The following is a 21905-nucleotide window of genomic DNA, read 5'->3' as shown; positions in this document are numbered from 1 at the left end:
CGGACCGGAGCCCCGCCCGGTGAGCGCCCGGTACGGCCCCGGCTGCCGCGTCGCCGCCGCACTGCTGACGGCCCTCGCCTGCCAGGCCGGGCCCGCGCGGGCGGCCGACGCGCTCCCAAGTCCCGCCACCCGGGCCACCGGCGTGGTCACCTGGGCGGCCGGCGCCGACCGCCTGGGCGAGGGCGCGACGGGCCGGGGCTACCGGCTGGTCGTCCACACCAGCATCGGCGGCAGCGCCCTGCGGGTCCGCTTCACGAACGCCTTCGGCGACCACCCGCTGACCCTGGACGGTGTCTACGCCGGGCTGCGCGGCCAGGGAGCGGCACTGCGGCCGGGCAGCAACCGGCGGCTGACCTTCGGCGGAGCGTCCGCGGTCACCGTCCCGGCCGGCGCCGTCGCCTGGAGCGATCCGCTGCCCGGCACGGTGCCCGCCGGCGCCGACCTCGTCGTCAGCCTGCGCACCCCGGACGCGGCCGGACCGGCCTCGGGCCACCGGACGGCGTTGCAGACCTCCTATCTCGGCCCCGGCGACCGCACCGCCCGGGAGAGCGGCACGGACTGGACGGGGACCACCCGGTCCTGGTGGTACCTGGACGCCGTCGCCGTGCGGCCCGCCCCCCGGACCACCGGTGCGGTGGCCGTACTCGGCGACTCCATCACCGACGGCCTGGAGTCCGCCACCGGCCGGAACCGCCGCTGGCCCGACTACCTCGCCCGGCGCCTGCACGCCGCCCGGACGCCGGTCGCGGGCGTCGCCAACGAGGGCATCTCCGGCAACATGCTCCTCGCGGACGGCTACGGGCCGAGCGCCCTGCACCGGCTCGACCGGGACGTCCTCTCCCAGCCGGGAGTACGCACGGTCCTCGTGTTCGAGGGCGTCAACGACATCAAGGCGCACACCGGCACCACGGCGGCCGAACTGATCGCCGGCTACCGGGACATCGCACGACGGGCGCACGCGGCGGGCAAGTGCGTGACCGTCGCCACCGTCGGCCCCTTCAAGGGCTGGTACGAATGGCAGCCGGCCGCCGAGGCCGTACGCCGGGAGGTCAACCGGTTCCTGCGTGCCGGCCGCGACTTCGACGCCGTCGCCGACTTCGACCGCATCCTGCGCGACCCCCGTGACCACGCGCGACTGCGGCCCTCCTTCGACAGCGGCGACCACATCCACCCCGGCGACCGGGGCATGCGGGCCATGGCCGACGCCGTCGACCCGGCCACCCTGAGCTGCCGGCGCTGAAGCCGCGCCGGCCGACAGGCGCTGCCGGCCGATCCGCCGGACCGCCGCGGTCCCGCGTGGAAAAGCGGCCGCCTCAGCGCAGTATCTCCGGCCAGTTCGCCGGTACCCGGCCCGCCGGACCCGGCACCGGCTGGTCCTCGGGATGGGCAGTGGGCGGGGCGAGTGGGGGGCCGGACTCGTACAGTTCGTCGCGGGCGTAGTCCCAGTACCAGCCCTCGCCCGGCTCGAAGCTGCGGATGACCGGATGCCCCGTCGCGCGGTAGTGGGCGGTGGCGTGTTTGGCGAGGGAGTCGTCGCAACAGCCGATGTGCCCGCACTGCGCGCAGCGGCGCAGATGGAACCACCAGCCGCCCGCCTCCTCGCACTCCACGCAGCCCGTGCCGCTCGGCGGGACGCTCGGGTCGATTCCGCTGACGGTGCTCATACCGGTTCCTCCGTTTCCTCCGCCGGCGTCTCGGCGGTCAGGGGCAGCAGCACCTGGAAGCGGGTGTCGCCGGGGACCGACTCGACCCGCAGCGTGCCATGGTGCTTGTTGACGACGATGCGCCAGGAGATGTCCAGGCCCAGCCCGGTGCCCTCGCCGACCGGCTTGGTGGTGAAGAACGGATCGAAGATCCGGCCCTTGATCTCCGGCGGTACACCGGGGCCGGTGTCCCGGAACTCCACCAGCACCAGGTCGTGGTCGAGCGCCGTCCGCACGGTCAGGGTGCCCTCGCCGCCCGCGCTGTCGATGGCGGAGACCGCGTTGTCGATGAGGTTGGTCCACACCTGGTTCAGCTCCGCCGGATAGGCGGGCACCGGCGGGATCGTACGGTCGTACTCCTTGACCAGCCGGATGCCGGGTCCCCGCTTGCCGGACAGCATCAACAGCGTGCTGTCGAGGAGTTCGTGCACGTCCACCTCGCGAAACGGCGCCCGGTCCAGCTGCGAGTACTGCTTGGCCGCGTCGACGAGATGGGAGATCCGGGTGGTGGAGTCCTCGATCTCGTTCATCAACAGCTCGGTCTCGACCGTGTAGTTGAGCCAGCCGATCGCACCGGGCAGGATTTCCTCGTCCACCCCCGCCGCGACCTGCTCCAGCCAGTCGACGTCGAGTCCGGCCTGCACGAAGGTGGGGGAGAGCTGCCAGCCGTTGTCGATCCCGTGTTCCTCCAGCCAGTCGCTGAGCGTGTCCTCCCGGTCGGAGGCCTCCAGCGGGCTGAGCGCGGGAGCCTTCGCGACCCGGTCGGCGGTGCGCTCCTGGATCTCCATCAGGCCCGCCAGCGAGTCCCGGGAGAAGGGGCCCTCCGCGATCAGGGCGAGCTTGCGCCGCATCTTCGCCACGCGCTCCCGCAGCGTGGCGGTGGCCCGGACCGCCGCGGCCGCCGGGTTGTTGAGTTCATGGGTGAGCCCGGCCGACAACGAACCGAGCGCGAGCAGCCGTTCCCGCTGGCCGACCGCGGCCTGGGTGCTCTTCGCCCCGAAGAACAGGCCCTCCAGCAGGTGCACGGCCATCGGGAACCACTCGCGCATGACGTCCGCGAAGATGTCCGCCGGCAGCACGAAGAACCGCGTCGGCTCGGTGACCCGCATGGAGTTGTTGTAGACCTGGCGCACCCGGTCGCCGAGGTAGGCCTGCATCGCGCCCGCGTACACCCCGCGCTGGGAGGTGCGCGAGACCTCGACGTCGTCACCGCCGACCCGGCGGGAGAGCACGACCGTCCCCTCGATCATCACGAAGAAGCAGGTGGCCGGGTCACCCTCGGTGTACACCGGCCCGGGCTGGAACAGCTCCACCCGCCCCTCGCGGCACAGCCGCCCGAGCTGCTCGGGGCTCAGCTTCTCGAAGAGGAACAGCGCGCTGACCTCGTGTGGACTGCACGGCATCGGCTGCCCGCTCATGACTGCTCCAGATACCGGTGGACGAGCATCACGGCCATGGCTCCCTCTCCGACGGCGGACGCGACCCGCTTGGCGGACTCCGCGCGCGCGTCGCCCGCCACGAACACGCCGGGAATGCTGGTCTCCAGGTGGTACGGCGGCCGGTCCAGCTCCCAGCCGTCCGGCGGGCGCCCGTCGGCGGTCAGATCGGGCCCGGCCAGAATGAACCCGCGCCCGTCGCGCAGCACCGTCTCACCCAGCCAGTCCGTGAGCGGGGCGGCCCCGATGAACACGAACAGCCACTGGGCGTCGACCCGTTCGCTCTCCCCGGTCACCGTGTGACGCAGCGTCAACTGCTCCAGGTGGTCCGAGCCGTGGGCCGCGTCCACCACCGTGTGGGAGCGCACCGAGATGTTCGGCGCCTCGTTGATCTGCTGGACCAGGTAGTAGGACATGGAGGCCGTCAGGTCCGGGCCGCGTACCAGCAGCGTCACCGACTTCGCGCCCCGCGACAGGTACATCGCCGCCTGGCCCGCCGAGTTGGCGCCGCCGACGATGTAGATGTCCTGCCCCTGGCAGGCGCTCGCCTCCGTCAGCGCCGAGCCGTAGAACACGCCGCAGCCGGTGAGTCCGGTGCAGCCGTCCGCCTCCAACTGCCGGTACTGCACGCCGGTCGCGAGGATGACGCTGTGCGCGGCGATGGCCGAGCCGTCGGCGAACCGCACGACGCGCGCGGCGCCGTTGACCGCCAGACCCGAGACCTCGCGCGCGGTGAGGATCTCTGCGCCGAACTTGGTCGCCTGCCGCCGCGCGCGGTCGGTGAGCTGGGCGCCGGAGACACCGTCGGGGAAGCCGAGGTAGTTCTCGATCCGCGAACTCTGCCCGGCCTGCCCGCCGGTCGCCGACCGCTCCACCAGCACGGTCCGCAGCCCCTCCGACGCGCCGTACACGGCCGCCCCGAGCCCGGCCGGTCCACCGCCGATCACGACGAGGTCGTAGAAGTCGGAGGTCGGCATCGTCGCCAGGCCCACCCGCGCCGCCAGCTCCGGCGCCTCCGGCTCGACCAGGACGGTGCCGTCCGGGGTGATCACCAGCGGCAGCCGCTGCCCGTCCTGTCCGGCGGCCGCCAGCAGCCGTCCGCCCTCCGGCTCCTCCACCGAGTACCAGCGGTAGGGCACCTGGTTGCGGGCGAGGAACTCGCGCACGTCGGAGGAGCGCGCCGACCAGCGGTGCCCGACGACCTTGGTGCTGGGCACCGGCTTGTAGGCGCTGCCGCGCCACGCGTCCAGCAGGTCGTCCAGCACCGGATAGAGCTTCTCCTCCGGCGGGTCCCAGGGCTTGAGCAGATAGTGGTCGAGGTCGACGACGTTGATCGCGTCGATCGCCGCGTTGGTGTCCGCGTACGCGGTCAGCAGCACCCGCCGCGCCCCCGGGTACACGTCGAGCGCCTGCTCCAGGAACTCGATGCCGTTCATCTGCGGCATGCGGTAGTCGGCCAGGATCACCGCCACCAGATCGCCGCGCAGCTTCAGCTCGCGCAGCGCCTCCAGGGCGGACTCGCCGGACTCCGCGCGCACGATCCGGTACGACTCGCCGTAGCGCCGCCGCAGATCGCGGGCGACGGCACGGGAGACCCCCGGGTCGTCGTCCACGGTCAGGATGACGGTCCGCGCTGCGTCGGCGGCCTGTGCCATACGTCTCCCACCCCGAGCGTCGGTTCGCACGGGTCGGTGGTGCGAGGACCACCGCACCGGCTCGACCCCATCGTATGTTCGATCGACCGGGTTCGCCCCGGCATCCGGCGGGGAGCCGTGACCTGCCCCGACGCTCCGCGCCCACCCGGAGCCTGCCGCCCCCGGGCTCGCGTGGCGGCCCGTACCCACCGCAGCGGCGAGGTCGTCGTGCCGCCGCGCGCCGGTGCCCGATAGTGGGCACCAGCACCGGGAGATCGCGACGACGAGGAGGCCCGCGCATGGCACGCCCGATCACGGCAGGGGTGGACGGTACCGAGGAGAGCCTGGCCGCGCTGGACTGGGCGGCCCGGGAGGCCGTGCGCCGGGGCGTGACCCTTCGCGTGCTGCATGTGTGGCGGTACGCCGAGATGCTCGCCACGGCCGACCGGGACACCCAGCGCGGTTGGGTGGCGCAGGGCGTGGCCGAGGCCGTGCGCACCGTCTCCGAACGGCACCCGGGTATCGAGGTGAGCGTCGACGTGGTCGAGGGGGGTGCCGCGCACCTGCTGGCCCGGGCGGCGGCGGAGGCCGAGATGCTGGTGCTGGGCTCCCGTGGGCACGGCCCGGTCGTCGGGTTCCTGCTGGGCTCGGTCGGCCAGCAGGTGATCGCTGAGGCGTCGCGGCCCGTGGTCCTGGTGCGCGCCGGCGACCAGGCGGCGGCGGAGGCCGCCGGCCGGGACGTCGTGGTCGGCCAGCACGGCGCCCCCGAGGACAGCGCGGCGGCCCTGCGGTTCGCGTTCGAGACGGCGGCGGCCCGTGGCGCGGTCGTCCGGGCGGTGCGCGCGTGGACCCTCCCTCCGGTCTTCGCCTACAGCCCCGGCTCGCTCAAGCTGCTGGACGACGCGGGCGGTCTGGAGCCGTACGAGAGACAGGCGCTGGCCGAGGCGCTCCAGCCCTGGCGGGAACGGTTCCCCGGCGTGCCCGTGGCGGAGCACATCGAGATGGGCAGCGCCGGTCAGGTGCTGTTGTCGCTGGCCGGCCGGGCCCAGCTGATGGTCGTCGGACGCCGGGCGCACCGTACGGCCGTGGGCGCCAGGATCGGCTCGGTCGCGCACGGCGTCCTGCACCACGCCGACTGCCCGGTGGCGGTGATCCCGCACGACTGACCGCGCCACGCGGGCCGGGCGTCCGGGCCGGGCGAGCCGTGGCGGCCGCGCCCGGAGCCGGTCACGCGGGTGGCGTGGGCTCCAGGGTCTCCCGGGCGCGGGGCAGCACGTTGCGGACGTAGTCCTCGGCGGCGGTGTCGAGGCCGATGTCACGCCGCGCCTGTTCGGACAGGTACCAGCGGTGTTCGAGCAGTTCGTGGTAGATCTCGGCCGGGTCCATGGAACCGCGCAACCGCGGCGGTACCGAGCGCACGGCGGGCCGGAAGACGTCCCGCACCCAGCGGTGGGCCAGCACCTCGGGGCGGGCGGCGAGCGGATCGCCGGGCGCGTGGTCGTCCTGGGTGGCCATCCAGCTCTCCAGGTCGTTCAGCAGCCGCCGCGCCTGGTTCTCCTCGGCGTCCAGGCCCGTCAGCCGCAGCAACTGGCGCTGGTGGTGCCCGGCGTCCACGACCTTCGGTACGAAGGTGACGGTGTCGCCGTCGCCGGACTGCTCGATCCGCATCTCGGCCACGTCGAAGCCGAGCGCGTTGAGCCGGCGGATCCGGCGTTCGATGTAGTGGTACTTGCCCGCCGGGTACACCGACGTGCGGGTCAGCTCCTGCCACAGCCCGGTGTAGCGGGTGCAGATCTCATGGCCGAACTCGACGGGGTCGACGGACGGGTGCAGGGCCCCCGACGCCTCCAGGTCCAGCAGCTCGCCGCTGATGTTCACCCGGGCAAGGTCCAGGTCGTACTCCCGCTGGCCGGGGCTCAGCCGAGGATGCAGCTCCCCCGTCTCGGCGTCGACCAGGTACGCCGCGTACGCGCCGGCGTCGCGCCGGAACAGGGTGTTGGACAGTGAGCAGTCGCCCCAGGCGAACCCGGTCAGATGCAGCCGGACGAGCAGGACGGCGAGCGCGTCCATCAGGCGGTGCATGGTGGCCGGGCGCATGGTGGTCTCGAACATCGACCGGTACGGCATCGAACCGCCCAGATGCCGGGTCACCAGGGCCGGCTCCAGCGGGGCGCCGCGGCCGTCGACGCGGCCGGTGAGCACGGCGAGGGGGTCGACGGCGGGGATGCCGAGCCGGTCCAGGTCCCGCAGCAGCTGGTACTCGCGCAGCGCGGGCCGTTCGGCCAGTTCCTTGACGGCGATCACCTCGTCGCCGGCGCGCGCGTAGCGCACCACGTGCCGGGAGATCCCGCGGGGGAGTGGCACGAGGTGTTCCTCGGGCCACTCCTCCAGGGGCAGATGCCAGGGCAGGGCGAGCAGAAGGGCGGGATGCTCCGGGTTCGTGGCGTTGATCCGCAAGGCCATGGCATGCACCCTAAGGCCCCGCGCCGGTGTTCTACGAGGCTCTTTCCCGGGCCTGCTCGGCCGCCGCGCGCACGGACCCGTGGTGGACCGGCCCGTGTCCGGGCAGCAGGGTGTCGCCGTCCAGCGCGGCGATCGGGTCCAGGGAGGCCAGCGCCCGCGCGCGGTCGTGGTGGAAGAAGTCGGGCAGCAGCTGCGGACCCTGGGTCCGCGAGGTCGCGTGCCCGCTGACCAGCGCGTCCCCGGAGATCACGATGCCGGCGGCGGGCAGGTGGTAGACGCAGTGCCCGTCCGTGTGGCCCGGAGTGTGCACCGGGACCGGCCGGCCCGGCAGGTCGAGCGGGCCCTCGCCGGGGAACGGCTCGGGCGCGGTCACGGGGTGGTTCTCGATGCCGCCCACGCGGATCGCGTGCACCGCCCACGGGAGCACGCCCGGCCGCCAGACGTTGCGCAGCACGTCGCCGATGGTGGCCTGCTGGAGGAACTCGCGGCGGGCGTGCGGGACTTCGGCCGGATGCAGATAGACCGGGGTGCCATGGGCGGCGCGCAGATACTCGGCCGATCCCAGGTGGTCGTTGTGCGCGTGGGTGATCAGCACGGCGGTGACCGCCTCGGGTGAACTGCCCACCGCCGCGAGGGACTCCAGCAACCCCTTGCGGTCTCCGGGGTAGCCGGTGTCGACCAGCGTGACGGCGTCACCGTCCTTCAGGATGACCCAGTTGGTGTGGTGGCCGTGCACCAGATAGGTGTCGTCGGCCACTTGGCGTACGTCCACGGTCATGATCTCCCCGGGTCATGGAACAGCTGATCGTCACGGACAGCCAACCAGACGCGCCGCCGGTGCGTGCGGGCGGACCGTACCCCGTGCCCCGTCGACGCCCCGGGCGCGGCCTCCTCAGTGCACTCCGCGAGGCCGGAACTGGACGCTGATGCGCGGGCCCGTCGCCCGGGTGGTCTTGGGGACGCAGTGTTCCCAGGTGCGCTGGCAGGAGCCGCCCATGACGATGAGGTCGCCGTGGCCGAGGGAGCGCCGTACCGTCGCGCCGCCTCCGCCCGCCGGGCGCAGCAGCAGGTCGCGGGGTGCGCCGACCGAGAGGATCGCGACCATGGTGTCCACCCGGGCGCCGCGCCCGATGCGGTCCCCGTGCCAGGCCACGCTGTCCCGGCCGTCGCGGTAGAGGCACAGGCCCGCGGTGGTGAACGGCTCGCCCAGCTCGGCGGCGTAGTGCCGGGACAGCGCGTCGCGCGCCTCGTCCAGGACCGGGTGGGGCAGCGGGTCGTCCGCCTTGTAGAACGCGAGCAGCCGGGGTACGGCCACCACGTTGTCGTACATCTTCCGGCGCTCCGCCCGCCACGGGACGTCCGCCACCAGCCGTTCGAACAGCGCGTCGGCGCCGCTCAGCCAGCCGGGCAGGACGTCGATCCAGGCGCCGGAGCCCAGCTGGGTCCGCTGCAGCCGGTCGAGGGGCGCCGGCCGCAGCTCGTCGGTCTGGTCGAACAGGGAGCCCTGGAGGTGCATGGACATGGGCCCAGCGTACTCCTTAATCGAAAATGCGTTCGCATTCGATCACCGGCGCCCGCCCGGGGCCGTCCGGCCGTGCGCCCGGCTCTTTCGATACATCGGTGTATCGGATACATTCGCGTATCAAACGTGAGGGGGCACCACCATGCAGGAGTCACCGGGGCGCGTCACCCGGCGCCGGGTCCGCACCCGGGCCAGACTGCTGGACGCCGCGTTCGAGGTGTTCGCCGCCAAGGGCTTCGGCCGGGTCTCGATCGAGGAGATCTGTGAGGCGGCCGGGTTCAGCCGGGGCGCCTTCTACTCGAACTTCGCCACCCTCGACGAGCTGTTCTTCGCGCTCTACCGGGAACGCGCCGACCTCATCGCCTCCCAGGTGGCCGACGCGCTCGCCCGCGAGGGCCCCGACCTCGACGTGCCCGCCTCGGTGGACCGCGTCACCGAGGTGCTCCTGCTCGATGTGGACTGGCTGCTGGTCAAGACCGACTTCCTGGTGCACGCCGCCCGGGACCCGGGCGTCGCCGGCGCCCTCCTCGACCATCGCGCCCGGCTCCGGGAGGCCATCGCCGACCGGCTCTCCCGGGCCCGGGGCCATACCGAACTGCCCGCCGTGCTCGCCGACGCCGAGGGTGCCGCGCACGCCGTGGTCGCCGCGTACGACGGGGTCACCACCCAACTGCTGCTCGACCGGGACGTGGAAGCCGCCCGGGTGTGGCTCAAGCAGCTGCTCACCGCCCTGCTCACGGACGGCGCCGTCCCCGCGCCGGCACCGGGGCGGTCCGGCCACGAGCAGCCTCAGGGAAGGACACAGCCGCCATGGACGCGGACGTCATAGTCGTCGGAGCCGGCCTCGCCGGCCTGACCGCGGCACACGAACTCACCAGCCGGGGCCGCCGGGTGGCCCTGGTCGACCAGGAGAACGCCGCCAACCTGGGCGGCCAGGCGTTCTGGTCCTTCGGCGGCCTCTTCCTCGTCGACTCCCCGGAACAGCGCCGCCTCGGCATCAAGGACTCCTTCGACCTCGCCTGGAACGACTGGTGCGGCAGCGCCCGGTTCGACCGGCTCCAGGACGAGGACTCCTGGGCGGTGCGCTGGGCCCGCGCCTACGTGGAGTTCGCGGCCGGGGAGAAGAGGGCCTGGCTCCAGGGGCACGGCATCGAGCTGCTGCCCACCGTCGGCTGGGCCGAGCGCGGAGACCTGCGCGCGGACGGGCACGGCAACTCCGTGCCCCGCTTCCACGTCGCCTGGGGGACCGGCACCGGAGTCGTCGAACCCTTCGTGGCCTACGCCCGCCAGGCCGCCCGGGACGGTCTGCTCACCTTCCACCACCGTCACCGGGTGGACGAACTGGTCGTCGAGGACGGCACGGCACGCGGGGTGCGCGGCACCGTCCTCGCCGCCGACGACTCACCACGCGGTGTCGCCTCCGGCCGCGATCGGATCGGCGACTTCGAACTCACCGCCCAGTGCGTGATCGTCACGACCGGCGGCATCGGCGCCGACCACGACATCGTGCGCCGCCACTGGCCCGAGCGGCTCGGTACGCCCCCCGCCCGGATGGTGACCGGGGTGCCGGCCTACGTCGACGGCCGCATGCTCGACATCAGCGCCGAGGCCGGCGTACGTCTGGTCAACCGCGACCGCATGTGGCACTACACCGAGGGGCTGGGCAACTGGAACCCCGTGTGGCCCGGCCACGGCATCCGGATCCTGCCCGGCCCGTCCTCCCTCTGGCTCGACGCGCTCGGCCGCCGGCTGCCCGACCCCTGCCTGCCCGGCTACGACACCCTCGGCACGCTCAGGTATCTGCGGACCACGGAGGACATCGCCGGGTACGACCACTCCTGGTTCGTCCTCACCCGGAAGATCATCGAGAAGGAGTTCGCGCTCTCCGGCTCCGAGCAGAACCCCGACATCACCGCCAGGGACCGCAAGGCCGTCCTGCGCGACCGGCTGCTCGGCAAGGGCGCCCCCGCCCCGGTGCAGGCCTTCCTGGACCACGGAGCGGACTTCGTCACCGCGACCACCCTGGAGGAGCTGGTCGCGAAGATGAACGGGCTGACCGACAAGCCGCTGCTGGACGCGGCCGAGGTACGCCGGCAGATCGAGGCCCGGGACCTGCAGATCGCCAACCCCTACAGCAAGGACTCCCAGATCCAGGGCATGCGCAACGCCCGCCGCTACATCGGCGACCGGCTCGGCCGGGTGGCCGCCCCGCACCGCCTCCTGGACCCGGCCGCGGGCCCGCTGATCGGGGTCCGGCTGCACGTGCTGACCCGTAAGACCCTCGGCGGCATCCAGACCGACCTCGACTCCCGCGCCCTCGGCACGGACGGCTCGCCGGTCGACGGGCTCTACGCGGCGGGCGAGGTGGCCGGCTTCGGCGGTGGCGGAGTGCACGGCTACAACGCTTTGGAGGGCACCTTCCTCGGCGGCTGCCTGTTCTCCGGACGGGCGGCGGGACGGGCCGCGGCACACGCGACGGCCTGACCGGCGAGACCCGTGGGGGGGGGGGGGGGGCGGGGGCGCCCCCCCCCCCCCCCCCCCCCCCCCCCCCCCGCCCCCTACCGGGGCAGTGCCGTCCCTTCCGGTGTCACCAGGCGAAGGCCTCCGGCGAGGGGCCCGGACCCGGGAAGATCTCGTCCAGCTCGGCCAGCAGCTCCTCGCCCAGCTCCAGCTCCACCGCCCGCAGCGCCGACTCCAGCTGCCCGGCGGTGCGCGGGCCGACGATCGGACCGGTCACGCCGGGCCGGGTCAGCAGCCAGGCCAGGGCGACCTCGCCGGGCTCCAGGCCGTGCTTGTCCAGCAGGTCCTCGTACGACTGGATCCGCGCCCGGGTGGCGGCGTCGGCGAGGGCGTCGGCGGCCCGCCCGGAGGCGCGGCGACCGCCCTCCACCTGCTTCCTGATCACACCGCCGAGCACACCGCCGTTCAGCGGCGACCACGGGATGACCCCGAGGCCGTACTCCCGCGCGGCCGGGATGATCTCCATCTCGGCGCGCCGCTCGGCGAGGTTGTACAGGCACTGCTCGCTGACCAGGCCGATGGTGCCGCCGCGGCGGGCCGCGATCTCGTTGGCCTGGGCGATCTTGTAGCCGGGGAAGTTGGAGGACCCGACATACAGGATCTTCCCCTGCTGTACGAGGGTGTCGACCGCCTGCCAGATCTCCTCGAAGGGGGTGTCCCGGTCGACGTGGTGGAACTGGTAGAGGTCGATGTGATCGGTGCGCAGCCGCTTCAGGCTGGCGTCCACGGCCCGTCGGATGTTCAGCGCGGAGAGCTTGTCGTGGTTCGGCCAGGCCTCGCCCCCGGCGGCCATGTTGCCGTAGACCTTGGTGGCCAGCACGACCTTGTCGCGGCGCTCGCCGCCCTTGGCGAACCAGTTCCCGATGATCGACTCGGTGCGGCCCTTGTTCTCGCCCCAGCCGTAGACGTTGGCGGTGTCGAAGAGGTTGATGCCGGCGTCGAGCGCCGCGTCCATGATCGCGTGACTGTCGGCCTCGTCCGTCTCCGGCCCGAAGTTCATCGTCCCGAGGACGAGCCTGCCGACCTTGAGTCCCGTGCGTCCAAGCTGCGTGTACTTCATGGTCCTCTAGCCAACGGCTTGGAGTGCGCTCTAGGCAAGCGCCGTCCGGAGCGCGGGAGTCCGGCGCGCCCAACGCCCCGCCGGTGACGCCGAGGCCCCGACTCGCCGGTGAGCGCGACGCCTTGGGGGCTGTTTCCGGCCATCGGTAGGCTCAGCGCGATCGGGGGGCCGTGTCCAGGGCCCGGGAGGCCTTGCGGAGGCGTGCGTGGGGATACATCGGTTCTCGTTGCTCGGACCCTTGAGCGTGCGTCGCGGAACGGACGAGCTGGCCCCCGGGCCGCCGCAGCAGCAGGCCATGCTGGCGGTGCTCCTGCTGAGCCGGGACAGGACGGCGTCCGCGACCGACCTGCTGGCGGCGCTGTGGGGCGACCGCCCGCCGGGGCGCCCCATGAACACCGTCCGCACCTACGCCTGGCGCTGGCGCCGGCTGCTGGAAGCGGACCCGGCGTCCCCTTCCGTACTGCTCTCGCGCGGCGACGGCTACCAGCTGGCCGTCGCGGACGAGGCCGTGGACGCGCCGACGGCCGAGCGGCTGGCGGCCGAGGCCGCTACCGCCCTGCGCGCCGCCGAGGCGGACCGGGCCCGAGCGCTGCTGAGCCGGGCCATGGGTCTCTGGCGAGGCGACCCGCTGCTCGGCATGCCCGGCCCCTTCGCCGAACGGCACCGGCGGCGCCTGCGCGCGCTCCGGCTGGACGTCCTGGAGCAGCGCATCGCCCTGGACCTGCGCGGCGGGCGCGGCGACGGCTGTGTCGGCGAGCTGATCGAGCTGATCGCCGCCGATCCGCTGCGCGAGCGCCCGCACGCCCTGCTGATGGGGGCGCTGTACCAGGCGGGCAAGCGGGCGGAGGCGCTCGCCGCGTTCCGCCGGGCGCACCGGGTCCTGGCCGACGAACTCGGAATCGAGCCCGGCCCCGCCCTGACGTCACTGCACGAGAGCATCCTCCGAGCGGCCCCGGTCGGCAGCGCCCTGCGCATCGCCCTGGCCGACGGCCACACGGCCGATGCGACCACCTCCGCTGCACCCGGTCCGGCCGCTCCGCCCGGTGCCGGTTCGGCGGGCGGGGGCGTGGGGTCGGTGGGCGGCGCGCAGGTCGCGTCGAGCGGCGGTGAGGGAAGGCCTGCGGCGCGTGCGGCTGGTGGGGGCGTGGGCTCTGCGCGCGGTGCCGTGGACGTCACCGCGGGCGGCCCGGGGCGCACCGAGGACGACCGGGGGCCGGACCCTCGGCCACCGGCACCGCTTCCCGGCACACCGGCACGGGCTGCCTCGGCGGCGGGGCACCCGTCGTCCGCGCCCGCGTCGCTCTCCTCCGGGCCGGGGCGGCCGTCGCCCGCGCCCGGGCGCTCTTCGTCGGCCGACGTCGAGTCATTGCCTCCTGCCGCGCAGCCTCGGTCCCTGGCCGGGCAGGCATCTTCCGCGTCCGCGGGGTCTCCTTCCGCGTCCGCCGGGTCGTTGCCCGAGTCCGGGGGGCCTGTCCCCGCGTCCGCCGAGTCGTTGTCCGCGCTCGCGCAGTCTCCCTCGGCGTCCGCCGAGTCGTTGTCTGCGTCTGCGGGGTGTCCTTCGGCGTCCGCCGAGTCGTTGCCCGAGCCCGCGGGGTCTCCGTCCGCGCCCGCAGAGTCGTTGTCCGTGTCCGGGCGGCCCTCGTCGGTGTCCGCCGAGTCGTTGCCCGAGCCCGCGGGGTCTCCGTCCGTGCCCCTCGACCCGTTGCCCGCCCCCGCGGTGTCTTCCTCCGCGTCCGCGCAACTTCCCCCGACTCCTGCGCAGTCTCCGTCCGCGCCCGCAAAGTCGTTGTCCGCGTCCGGGGAGTCTCTCCCCGCGTCCGCCGAGTTGTTGTCCGTGTCCGGGCGGCCCTCGTCGGTGTCCGCCGGGTCGTTGCCCGAGCCCGCGGGGTCTCCGTCCGTGCCCGCCGTCCCGTTGGCCGTCCCGGCGGTGTCTTCCTCCGCGTCCGCGCAACTTCCCCCGGCTCCGGTGCAGTCTCGGTCCGCGCCCGCAGAGTCGTTGTCCGTGTCCGGGCGGCCCTCGTCGGTGTCCGCCGGGTCGTTGCCCGAGCCCGCGGGGTCTCCGTCCGTGCCCCTCGACCCGTTGGCCGCCCCGGCGGTGTCTTCCTCCGCGCCCGCGCAACTTCCCCCGGCTCCGGTGCAGTCTCCGTCCGCGCCCGCCCACCCGTTGCCCGCCCCCGCAGGGACTGCCTCCGCGTCCGCGCAACTTCCCCCGCCCCCGGACCCCGCCCAACTGCCGCCGGCGTTGCACGACTTCACCGGGCGGGAGGAACTGCTCGCGCGGCTCACCTCGGTGCTTGTCGAGCGGGACCGGTCCGCGCCGGCCGTCGTCGCGTTGTCCGGGATGGGGGGTGTGGGCAAGACCTCGCTCGCCGTGCAGACCGCCCACTTGGCGCGGCACGCCTTCCCCGACGGCCAGCTCCACGCCGACCTGCGCGGCAACGGCACCCGCCCCGCCGCGCCCGAAGCGGTGCTCGCCGACTTCCTCACGGCGCTCGGCATCGACCCGCGTGCCCTGCCCGAGGAACTCGCGGCCCGCTCGGCCCTCTTCCGCTCCGCCGTGGACGGCAGACGCCTGCTGCTCGTCCTGGACGACGCGCGGGACGCCGCCCAGGTCCGGCCGCTGCTGCCGGGCACACCGGACTGCGCGGTGCTCGTCACCAGCCGGACCCGGCTCACCTCGCTGTCGGCCTGCCTCCAGCAGGACCTGGACGTGCTGACCCCGGTCGAGGCGCTGCGGATGCTGGCCCGCACCACGGATCCGCGACGCGTGGACGCCGAGCCCGTCGCCGCCCGGGAGGTCCTCGACGCGTGCGGACACCTCCCGCTGGCCGTGCGGATCGTGGCCGCCCGGCTGTCGGCCCGTCCCGGCTGGAGCATCGGCACCCTCGGCGAACGGCTCCAGGTCGAGCACCGGCGCATCGACGAGCTGCGCACCGGCGACCTCGCGGTGCGGGCCACCTTCGAGCTGGGCTACCGGCAGCTGACGCCCGACCAGGCGCGGGCCTTCCGGCGGACGGCTCTCCTGGAGGGCGCCCACGTCACGGTCCCGACGGCGGCCGCGGTGCTCGCCACGGCGGAGCCCGAGACCGGAGACCTGCTGGAGAGCCTCGTCGACCTCGCCGTACTCCAGGCGCCGCGCCCCGACCGCTACCGTTTCCACGACCTGCTCAAGCTGTTCGCCCGGCACAAGTCGCAGACCGAGGACCCCCGCGAGGCCGCGCTGGTGGCGGACCGCCAGCTCGACTTCCTGCTGGCCACGGCCCGTGAGGCGTTCCGGCACGCGGTGCCCGACGACCCGGTCACCGGGGCGCTCGCGGAGACCGCCGTACCGGGGCTGACCTTCACCGGTCTCCAGGCGGCCCAGCGGTGGGCGGTCGAGGAGTGCGAGGCGGCGCTCTCGCTCGCCGGCCGGATCGCCGACGACGTCCTGCGCACCGGCCACCCCGAGATCACCGGCGCCGAGCCCGGTGGCGGGACGGCTCTGCGGCGGGCCGTGGACCTGCTCATCGCGCTGTCGCCGTTCGGCCCCGACCCACGGCTCGGGCAGGTGCTGCCCACCGTGCACCGGCTGGCGGAGGCGGCCGTACGGCTCCAGGACCGCCGTACCGAGGGCCGGGCGCGCTTCCTGCTCGGCACCTATGGGCTGGCGGCCGGACAGCCGGCGCGGGCCGAGGCCCCGACCCGCGCGGCGGCCGACGCCTGCCGGGAGACCGGGGACCTGGTGGTCCTGCGCCAGGCCCACAACGACCTGGGGCTCATCACCTCGTATCTGGGCCGGCACGGTGAGGCCGTCGGCCACTACGACGAGGCACTCGCGCTCGCCCGCCGGCTCGGCCACCGCTCGGGCGAGCTGGTGACCAAGGTCAACGCCGCGCTGGCCCGAGCGCGCAGCGGTCGCGCCGACGAGGCCGTCACCGCCTGCGAGTCGGTGCTGTGGCGGCTGCGCACCCGCCCCGACGACGTCGTACGGGCCTTCACGCTGTACGTCCTGGGGCTGGCTCTGCACGCGCTGCACCGCTACGAGGAGGCCGTGACCCGCTTCACCGCCTGCCTCACCGTCTCCGAGGAGGCGGGGCTGCGCGGGCACGGGACGCAGGCACGCTTCCGGATGGCCGACAGTCTGCGGGCCCTCGGCGCGCCACGGCCGGCGCTGGAGCACGCCCGGCGGGCGCTGGCCGCGCTGGAGGAGGCGGGCGCCGTCCGGGACGCGGCGCACTGCCTGGTGGTCCTCGGCAGGATAAGGACGGACCTCGGTGACTTCGCCGCGGCCCGGGACTGTCTGGAGCGGGCCCGGGACGGCTGCGCCCGGCTGGGTCTGCCCGAGGTCGCCGAGATCAGCGCCCTGCTGGACGCCGTACCGGCCGGCTGACCTGGGCCGGCGGCCGGAACGGCGCCCGTGGGGCGCTCACGAGGGGTCGTGGTCCGTGCCCATGCTGTTCCACTGCCACCAGCTGTTGGCGCGGGTCAAGGTGTGCGGCTGCGCGAGGGCACCGGCCGCGACGAGTAGGACGGTGGCGCCCAGCAGCGCCGCCCCGAGGAACATGTGGATCCTGCGGATCCGGAAAATGCTGCGTCTGGACATCGGCGGCCCGGTCCCCCTTGCTGTGCGGCGTTCCGGTGCGGTCGGGCACCGGTGCGCTGGTCGGTGTGAACGGCAACATTGTCCCGGCACCCGGTCTACGGGTGATCGACGGGGGATCCACGGCGGCCGAGGGGAGCGTCGACCGGTCGTCGAACGGCGGTAGAAGCCGCCCTGTGACGCTGCGCGGGAACAGTTCATCCCGCTTGGAGAAGACCTTGCCGCCCAGCACCGAACCCGCCACCTCCGCCCTGCCCGCCGTCGTCCCCGGCCGGCCGTACACGCACGAAATGGTCATCGTGCACCGGGTGTTCCGGCGCGAGGCCACACTCCTGCCCCGGCTCGTGCGGGCGGTGGCGCCCGGTGACGCGGCGCGGGCCCGGCTGGTCGCCGACTACGCGCGGGAGTACGTCCACGGTCTCGTTCACCATCACCACCTGGAGGACGAGCTGATCTGGCCGCTGCTGCGCGTGCGTGCCGATGCGCGCGAGGAGCTGGTGGACCGGATGGAACGTCAGCACCTCGCTCTGGACGCGTCGTTGGAGCACATACCGGCCATGCTCGCCGACTGGCGGACCGGCGCCGACCGGGTGACGGGCCTCGCGCTGGCCGACGTCCTCGACGCGCACCGGGACGCGCTGAGCGAGCACCTGGACGACGAGGAGCGCCTGGTCCTGCCGTTGGTGGCCGAGCACCTCACCGTCGCCGAGTGGGACGCGGTGGGACGGCGGGGGCTGGAGACGCTGCCGAAGAACAAGGTGCTGCTGGCGCTGGGCGCCATTCTGGAGGACGCCACGCCCGAGGAGCGGGCCTGGTTCCTGGGCCGTGCGCCACTGGCCGGCCGACTGCTCTGGCGCCTGGTGGGCCGACGCCGGTACGCGGCCCGCTGTCACGCCCTGCGCGCTCCGCTGAAGTCCGACTGACCATGCCCTCCGCCTCCGCCTCCGCCTCCGCCTCCGTCCCCGCCCCTGCCCCTCCCCCCGCCCTCTTCCTTCCGCCCGAGGCCTCCCGACCGATGCACCCCACACAGTCCGACCAGCCGAAGCCGTCCCCGCCGTCGATGCATCCGATCAGCGCCGGCCTGGGCGCCACCATCGACGCCTACCGCACCTGCGAGTTCACTACGCTCGGCGCCGGTGGCACCCCGCTCACCTGGCCCACCGCCGCCTGGCGCAGGCCGGACGGGACCTTCCTGATCACCACCAGCCTCGCCTTCGCGCAGAAGGCGCTCAACGTGCGCCGTGACGGGCGCGTGGCGCTGCTCTTCTCGGACCCCACCGGCAGCGGCGACCCCGAGGCGCCCCAGGTCTTCGTCAGCGGCACCGCCGAATGCCCCGAGGAGATCCACACCGGACCCGACGAGGCGGCCGAGTACTGGCGCACGCTGTTCCGGCGCCAGCCGCACTCCCGGGCGTTCGTGAACGCGCCGGGCCGGTGGTTCATGGAGTGGTACTACCTGCGCCTGTTCATCACCGTCAGACCGGACCACCTGGAGGTACGCCCGCCCCTGGCCCGTACGGCGAACCAGCCTTCCCGCGAGGAGGCACCGGCGGTGGTCCCGGAGCTGCCCGGTGCGCGGCTCATCGCCCGCTATCCCACCGCCGTCCTCGGCGCCGGCGACGCCTACCGCTCACCGCTGCTGGCGCGTGTGCGGCCCCGCGTCACCGCCGACGGCTTCGCCATACCCGCGTCGGCGCTGGAGGGGGCAGCACCGGGCCGGGCCAGTCTCCTCGTGCACCGGCACGACGAACTGCTGGGCGGCATGCACAACGCGCTGATCCGCGGGGACCTCGTGTCGGACGGTGACGGGTGGACGCTGGTGCCACGCCGTGTGGTCGAGCCGACGGGGTCGGGCCGACGGCGTGACGCGCTGCGCACCCTGCGCACCGCCCGCCGTTCCACCGCCCGCTATCTGCGCGAGCACGAGCTGCGCCGCCCGCGGGTGCGATGGGACGACTTCCAGGCCCTGGCCCGCCCCGAAGGCGGCTGAGCGGACGCCGTCTCGCGCGCACCCCGCACCCTGTCGGGGCCCCGCTACGCCTCCCCGATGCCCCAGGCCTCCCGCATGGCCCCGGCGAACGCCCGCGCGATCAGGTGTTCGCCGCGGGAGTTGGGGTGCGTGCCGTCGTAGGTGTCGGTGTGGATGTCGTACGACTCCGGCGGCGAGGCGAGCAGGATCGGGGAGCGGGGCTCGTCCAGGTCGGCGACGGCCTTGGCGAGCAGGACGTTGAAGTGGTCCACCTGGGCGGCGAACGCCTCGTCCCCCGTGGCCCGGATGTTCGGGATCACCGGCAGCAGCACCATGCGGACGCGGGGGCTCGCCGCACGGGCGGCGGCGACGAAGGACCGTACGTTCTCCGCCGTCTGCTCGGCGTTGGTGTAGAAGCCCAGGTCGATCAGGCCCAGCGAGACGAGGAGGATGTCGGGGCGGTGGGCCCGTACGGCGTCGCCGATCAGGGGAGCCATGTGCAGCCAGCCCTCACCCCAGCCCGCCAGATGGGCGCGCGGGAAGTCGGGTTCGGCGTAGTCGAGGGAGGTCGGGGCCTCGGCCGACTTGTCGTACAGCTCCTCGCGCGGGCCGACGAAGGTGAAGGGGCCGCCGTACGTCTCGCACAGGGTTCGCCACAGCCGGTGACGCCAGGTGTGTTCGCCCGCGCTCCCGATCGTCATGGAGTCACCTACGAACATCATCCTGAGCATCCGCACATGATGGACGACCGCGGGACCCGATGGGGTGTGAGGCCCGCCACGTCGTCCGAACGCCCGAGCGGGATGGCAGTCTTGGGCTATGCGTCGATCGTCCGCCGTTCTCGCCGGGGTGCTGCTCGCCGGTGCCTGCGCGCTTCCCGCCTCCGCCGCCGACGGTGCCGGCGACCAGGGGTTCACCATCAAGGATCCCCGGATCACCGAGTCCAGCGGACTGGCCGCCTCACATCTCCACCCGGGCGTCTACTGGACGCACAACGACAGCGACGACGGGCCGTACGTGTACGCCGTGGACAGCCGCACCGGGAAGACCGTGGCCCGGGTCACCCTGCGCGGCATCGGCGCGCCACGCGATGTCGAGGCCGTCTCGATCGGCCCGCACAACGAGATCTACCTCGGTGACATCGGCGACAACCTCGGCGGCAAGTGGCCGTACGTGTGGATCTACCGGCTGCCCGAGCCGAAGGTGCTGAGGGACCAGACGGTGACGGCCACCCAGTACGTGGTGAAGTACGAGAACGGGCCGCGGAACGCCGAGTCGCTGCTCGTCCACCCCAAGACCGGGCGCGTCTACATCATCGACAAGAAGGAGGAGGGCGGGCACCTGTTCGAGGGTCCGGCCACCCTCTCCACGTCCGGCACGAACATCTTCAAGCCGATCGCCGCGGTCGACCTGTGGGCCACGGACGCCGCGTTCTCCCCGAGCGGCCGACAGCTCGCGGTGCGCGGCTACTTCGGCGGGATCTACTACGACTTCAACGGCGGCCGGATCCGGCGCAAGGGCACGCTGGACGTGCCGTTACAGGGTCAGGGAGAGTCCGTCAGCTACTCGATCGACGGCACGAAACTGATGTACGGCAGCGAGGGCGCGGGCAGCTCGGTCCAGGCAAAGGACGCCCCGGACCAGCCGGCGGCCAAGTCGCCCTCCTCCAGCGGCGGTTCGGGCCTCTCCGGGGGCGGCTCCGGTGGCACGGGCGTCAAGATCGGCGCGGCGGTCGTCGCCCTCGGCGCGCTCGCCCTCTTCGGCCTGAGCCGCCGACGCCGACGGGGATGAGGGCGGAGCGACGGCGCGGGCGAGCGCGGCCGGCATGACAGGGCTCCTCGGTGGCAACGCGGGCCCTGAGGTGGGAGGCGCGCGAAGGCGAGGTGAGGACGGCGGGTAGTCGTCCGCCGATGGTCCGATCCCGCCGGGGTCACGAGACGTCGAGGGCACACGGAGCGCCGATCTCCAGGCTCCCGGCGGCCGCCGGGGACGCGCCGAGTGGGCAGCGGAGTTCAGGGCGCGCCCGGTTCGGTGCGCGCCGCGCCCCGGCGACGGTCCGGGGCGCGAACTCGGCCAGCCGTTCGCGCCTTTCTTCAGCGGTTCGCGTAGACCGCTCAAGTCATATTTCAGCGGCATATTCACTCGTTCGGCTGGCTCGCCGCCGTAGCGCCGCAGAGGTCCGGGAGGTCCAACTAAGTTTCGCCGTATGGTCAGTTCGCCCCAAGACACGATGCATCAGATCTTCCGCAAGGAACCGGATCTGTTCGCCCGCCTCCTGCCCCGGGTGGGCATCACGTTCCCCGAGTACACCTCGATCGAGCTCCTGGACACCGACCTCACCGAGATCAGGCCGTTGGAGCGGCGGGTGGACAGCTTCTTCCGGGTTCGCACGGCCGGCGAGGAGGGAGGTTTTCTGCTCGCGGTCGAGTCGCAGGGAAGGCCGGACCCGGACAAGCACAACAGTTGGACGTACTACTTGGCCTATATGTACGCCAAATACCGCCTACCGCCGATCCTGCTGGTGGTCTGCCAGGACAAGGTGACAGCGGCGTGGGCGGCCAAACCCATCCGCATCGGCAGTCGTTTCCACACCAGCATGGAGGTGTTCCCGCTCGTCCTGGGGCCGAAGAACCTTCCGGTGATCAACGACCCCGAGGAGGCGGCGAGGGACGTTCCCGCCACGGCGTTCTCCGTGCTCGCCCACGCCAAGGATCCGGCTCTGCTTGCCATACTGGATGAGGTTGGGCCGGTGGTGGGGCCCCACAAGGACTGGGCGGAAATCATCGAGGTTGGTCTGGGCGAGGGCCCGGCCCGTGATCACTGGAGGAAGCTGATGGACGTGTACACCCCGGTCTTCCCCGGCAGCGGCACGGTGATGGAGGAGGCGTGGCGCAAGGTCCACGCCGACGGCGAGGCGAAGGGTGAGGCCAGGGGCGAGGCGAGGGGCGAGGCCAGGGGCGAGGCGAAGGCCGTGCTTCGGGTTCTCGAGGCGCGGGGCGTCGAGGTCTCCGAGTCCGTG

18 protein-coding genes are annotated in these 21905 nt (G+C 73.4%); 9 read left to right on the top strand and 9 right to left on the bottom strand.

What is annotated here, in order from left to right; genetic code table 11:
- The first annotated feature begins 19 nt into the window (after positions 1–19).
- On the top strand, positions 20–1240 hold the full coding sequence (locus ACIBA9_RS06855; RefSeq protein WP_399360343.1) for an SGNH/GDSL hydrolase family protein: 1221 nt from the start codon (positions 20–22) through the stop codon (positions 1238–1240).
- A 73-nt stretch (positions 1241–1313) separates the two neighbouring features.
- On the opposite strand, the gene ACIBA9_RS06850 is transcribed toward ACIBA9_RS06855, so the two are convergent.
- From ACIBA9_RS06850 to ACIBA9_RS06840, 3 genes are read right to left on the bottom strand one after another with little or no spacing between them, the layout of a single operon-like run.
- Positions 1314–1664, bottom strand: a complete 351-nt coding sequence (locus ACIBA9_RS06850) for a UBP-type zinc finger domain-containing protein (protein ID WP_399360341.1) — start codon at positions 1662–1664, stop codon at positions 1314–1316.
- On the bottom strand, positions 1661–3121 hold the full coding sequence (locus ACIBA9_RS06845; RefSeq protein WP_399360339.1) for an ATP-binding protein: 1461 nt from the start codon (positions 3119–3121) through the stop codon (positions 1661–1663). The genes ACIBA9_RS06850 and ACIBA9_RS06845 overlap by 4 nt, the downstream gene beginning before the upstream one ends.
- The gene (locus tag ACIBA9_RS06840; RefSeq protein ID WP_399360337.1) at positions 3118–4794 is read right to left on the bottom strand and encodes an FAD-dependent oxidoreductase; all 1677 of its coding nucleotides are present in this window, start codon (positions 4792–4794) and stop codon (positions 3118–3120) included. Before ACIBA9_RS06840 ends, ACIBA9_RS06845 begins: the two co-directional genes overlap by 4 nt.
- Before the next feature lie 278 nt (positions 4795–5072).
- Between ACIBA9_RS06840 and ACIBA9_RS06835 the strand changes: the two genes are divergently transcribed.
- On the top strand, positions 5073–5939 hold the full coding sequence (locus ACIBA9_RS06835; RefSeq protein WP_399360335.1) for a universal stress protein: 867 nt from the start codon (positions 5073–5075) through the stop codon (positions 5937–5939).
- A 61-nt stretch (positions 5940–6000) separates the two neighbouring features.
- On the opposite strand, the gene ACIBA9_RS06830 is transcribed toward ACIBA9_RS06835, so the two are convergent.
- The 3 genes from ACIBA9_RS06830 to ACIBA9_RS06820 form a co-directional block, all read right to left on the bottom strand.
- Positions 6001–7236: a DUF4032 domain-containing protein gene (locus tag ACIBA9_RS06830; protein WP_399360333.1), complete on the bottom strand. Its 1236-nt coding sequence runs from the start codon at positions 7234–7236 to the stop codon at positions 6001–6003.
- Positions 7237–7267: 31 nt separating this feature from the next.
- Positions 7268–8014 carry an MBL fold metallo-hydrolase gene (locus ACIBA9_RS06825; protein WP_399360331.1) on the bottom strand — a complete coding sequence of 249 codons (747 nt, stop codon included), beginning with the start codon at positions 8012–8014 and terminating at the stop codon, positions 7268–7270.
- Positions 8015–8128: 114 nt separating this feature from the next.
- Positions 8129–8758, bottom strand: coding sequence for an alpha-ketoglutarate-dependent dioxygenase AlkB (locus ACIBA9_RS06820; RefSeq protein ID WP_399360329.1), 630 nt, complete (start codon positions 8756–8758; stop codon positions 8129–8131).
- A 142-nt stretch (positions 8759–8900) separates the two neighbouring features.
- On the opposite strand from ACIBA9_RS06820, the gene ACIBA9_RS06815 reads away from it, so the two are divergent.
- Entirely contained in the window at positions 8901–9587 is a 687-nt protein-coding gene (locus ACIBA9_RS06815) for a TetR/AcrR family transcriptional regulator (protein ID WP_399360327.1), read from the top strand.
- Positions 9569–11242 (top strand): FAD-binding dehydrogenase, encoded by a 1674-nt coding sequence (locus ACIBA9_RS06810; RefSeq protein WP_399360325.1) that lies wholly within the window; start codon positions 9569–9571, stop codon positions 11240–11242. The genes ACIBA9_RS06815 and ACIBA9_RS06810 overlap by 19 nt, the downstream gene beginning before the upstream one ends.
- 103 nt (positions 11243–11345) lie before the next feature.
- Here the strand turns inward: ACIBA9_RS06810 and ACIBA9_RS06805 are convergent, their stop codons facing one another.
- Positions 11346–12338: an aldo/keto reductase gene (locus ACIBA9_RS06805; RefSeq protein ID WP_399360323.1), complete on the bottom strand. Its 993-nt coding sequence runs from the start codon at positions 12336–12338 to the stop codon at positions 11346–11348.
- A gap of 244 nt (positions 12339–12582) precedes the next feature.
- Here ACIBA9_RS06805 and ACIBA9_RS06800 point away from each other — a divergent pair, with 244 nt between their 5' ends.
- The gene (locus ACIBA9_RS06800; protein WP_399360321.1) at positions 12583–16707 is read left to right on the top strand and encodes a BTAD domain-containing putative transcriptional regulator; all 4125 of its coding nucleotides are present in this window, start codon (positions 12583–12585) and stop codon (positions 16705–16707) included.
- Positions 16708–16743: 36 nt separating this feature from the next.
- On the opposite strand, the gene ACIBA9_RS06795 is transcribed toward ACIBA9_RS06800, so the two are convergent.
- On the bottom strand, positions 16744–16920 hold the full coding sequence (locus tag ACIBA9_RS06795) for a hypothetical protein (RefSeq protein ID WP_399360319.1): 177 nt from the start codon (positions 16918–16920) through the stop codon (positions 16744–16746).
- Positions 16921–17135: 215 nt separating this feature from the next.
- Here ACIBA9_RS06795 and ACIBA9_RS06790 point away from each other — a divergent pair, with 215 nt between their 5' ends.
- Both ACIBA9_RS06790 and ACIBA9_RS06785 read left to right on the top strand, forming a co-directional pair.
- Positions 17136–17840 carry a hemerythrin domain-containing protein gene (locus ACIBA9_RS06790; RefSeq protein ID WP_399360317.1) on the top strand — a complete coding sequence of 235 codons (705 nt, stop codon included), beginning with the start codon at positions 17136–17138 and terminating at the stop codon, positions 17838–17840.
- A gap of 92 nt (positions 17841–17932) precedes the next feature.
- Positions 17933–18907 carry a pyridoxamine 5'-phosphate oxidase family protein gene (locus ACIBA9_RS06785; RefSeq protein WP_399360315.1) on the top strand — a complete coding sequence of 325 codons (975 nt, stop codon included), beginning with the start codon at positions 17933–17935 and terminating at the stop codon, positions 18905–18907.
- A 44-nt stretch (positions 18908–18951) separates the two neighbouring features.
- On the opposite strand, the gene ACIBA9_RS06780 is transcribed toward ACIBA9_RS06785, so the two are convergent.
- Positions 18952–19617 carry an SGNH/GDSL hydrolase family protein gene (locus ACIBA9_RS06780; RefSeq protein ID WP_393900772.1) on the bottom strand — a complete coding sequence of 222 codons (666 nt, stop codon included), beginning with the start codon at positions 19615–19617 and terminating at the stop codon, positions 18952–18954.
- Between the two features lie 88 nt (positions 19618–19705).
- On the opposite strand from ACIBA9_RS06780, the gene ACIBA9_RS06775 reads away from it, so the two are divergent.
- Complete coding sequence (locus ACIBA9_RS06775; RefSeq protein ID WP_399360313.1) at positions 19706–20677, top strand: WD40 repeat domain-containing protein; 972 nt, start codon at positions 19706–19708, stop codon at positions 20675–20677.
- A 493-nt stretch (positions 20678–21170) separates the two neighbouring features.
- The coding region (locus ACIBA9_RS06770; protein WP_399360311.1) for a hypothetical protein at positions 21171–21905 on the top strand (735 nt) is incomplete at its 3' end.

Origin of the sequence: Streptomyces sp. NPDC051452 (assembly GCF_044454765.1) — a bacterium.
Taxonomy (GTDB): Bacteria; Actinomycetota; Actinomycetes; order Streptomycetales; family Streptomycetaceae; genus Streptomyces.
The sequence above is the reverse complement of the archived record's forward strand: the minus strand, read 5'-3'. Positions and strand labels throughout refer to the sequence as shown.

Excerpts from the sequence above, each read along its gene's own strand:
- ACIBA9_RS06850 (WP_399360341.1), bottom strand. The coding sequence starts at position 1,664 with ATGAGCACCGTCAGCGGAATCGACCCGAGCGTCCCGCCGAGCGGCACG.
- ACIBA9_RS06845 (WP_399360339.1), bottom strand. The coding sequence starts at position 3,121 with ATGAGCGGGCAGCCGATGCCGTGCAGTCCACACGAGGTCAGCGCGCTG.
- ACIBA9_RS06840 (WP_399360337.1), bottom strand. The coding sequence starts at position 4,794 with ATGGCACAGGCCGCCGACGCAGCGCGGACCGTCATCCTGACCGTGGAC.
- ACIBA9_RS06835 (WP_399360335.1), top strand. The coding sequence starts at position 5,073 with ATGGCACGCCCGATCACGGCAGGGGTGGACGGTACCGAGGAGAGCCTG.
- ACIBA9_RS06830 (WP_399360333.1), bottom strand. The coding sequence starts at position 7,236 with ATGGCCTTGCGGATCAACGCCACGAACCCGGAGCATCCCGCCCTTCTG.
- ACIBA9_RS06825 (WP_399360331.1), bottom strand. The coding sequence starts at position 8,014 with ATGACCGTGGACGTACGCCAAGTGGCCGACGACACCTATCTGGTGCAC.
- ACIBA9_RS06820 (WP_399360329.1), bottom strand. The coding sequence starts at position 8,758 with ATGTCCATGCACCTCCAGGGCTCCCTGTTCGACCAGACCGACGAGCTG.
- ACIBA9_RS06815 (WP_399360327.1), top strand. The coding sequence starts at position 8,901 with ATGCAGGAGTCACCGGGGCGCGTCACCCGGCGCCGGGTCCGCACCCGG.
- ACIBA9_RS06810 (WP_399360325.1), top strand. The coding sequence starts at position 9,569 with ATGGACGCGGACGTCATAGTCGTCGGAGCCGGCCTCGCCGGCCTGACC.
- ACIBA9_RS06805 (WP_399360323.1), bottom strand. The coding sequence starts at position 12,338 with ATGAAGTACACGCAGCTTGGACGCACGGGACTCAAGGTCGGCAGGCTC.
- ACIBA9_RS06795 (WP_399360319.1), bottom strand. The coding sequence starts at position 16,920 with ATGTCCAGACGCAGCATTTTCCGGATCCGCAGGATCCACATGTTCCTC.
- ACIBA9_RS06785 (WP_399360315.1), top strand. The coding sequence starts at position 17,933 with ATGCACCCCACACAGTCCGACCAGCCGAAGCCGTCCCCGCCGTCGATG.
- ACIBA9_RS06780 (WP_393900772.1), bottom strand. The coding sequence starts at position 19,617 with ATGCTCAGGATGATGTTCGTAGGTGACTCCATGACGATCGGGAGCGCG.
- ACIBA9_RS06775 (WP_399360313.1), top strand. The coding sequence starts at position 19,706 with ATGCGTCGATCGTCCGCCGTTCTCGCCGGGGTGCTGCTCGCCGGTGCC.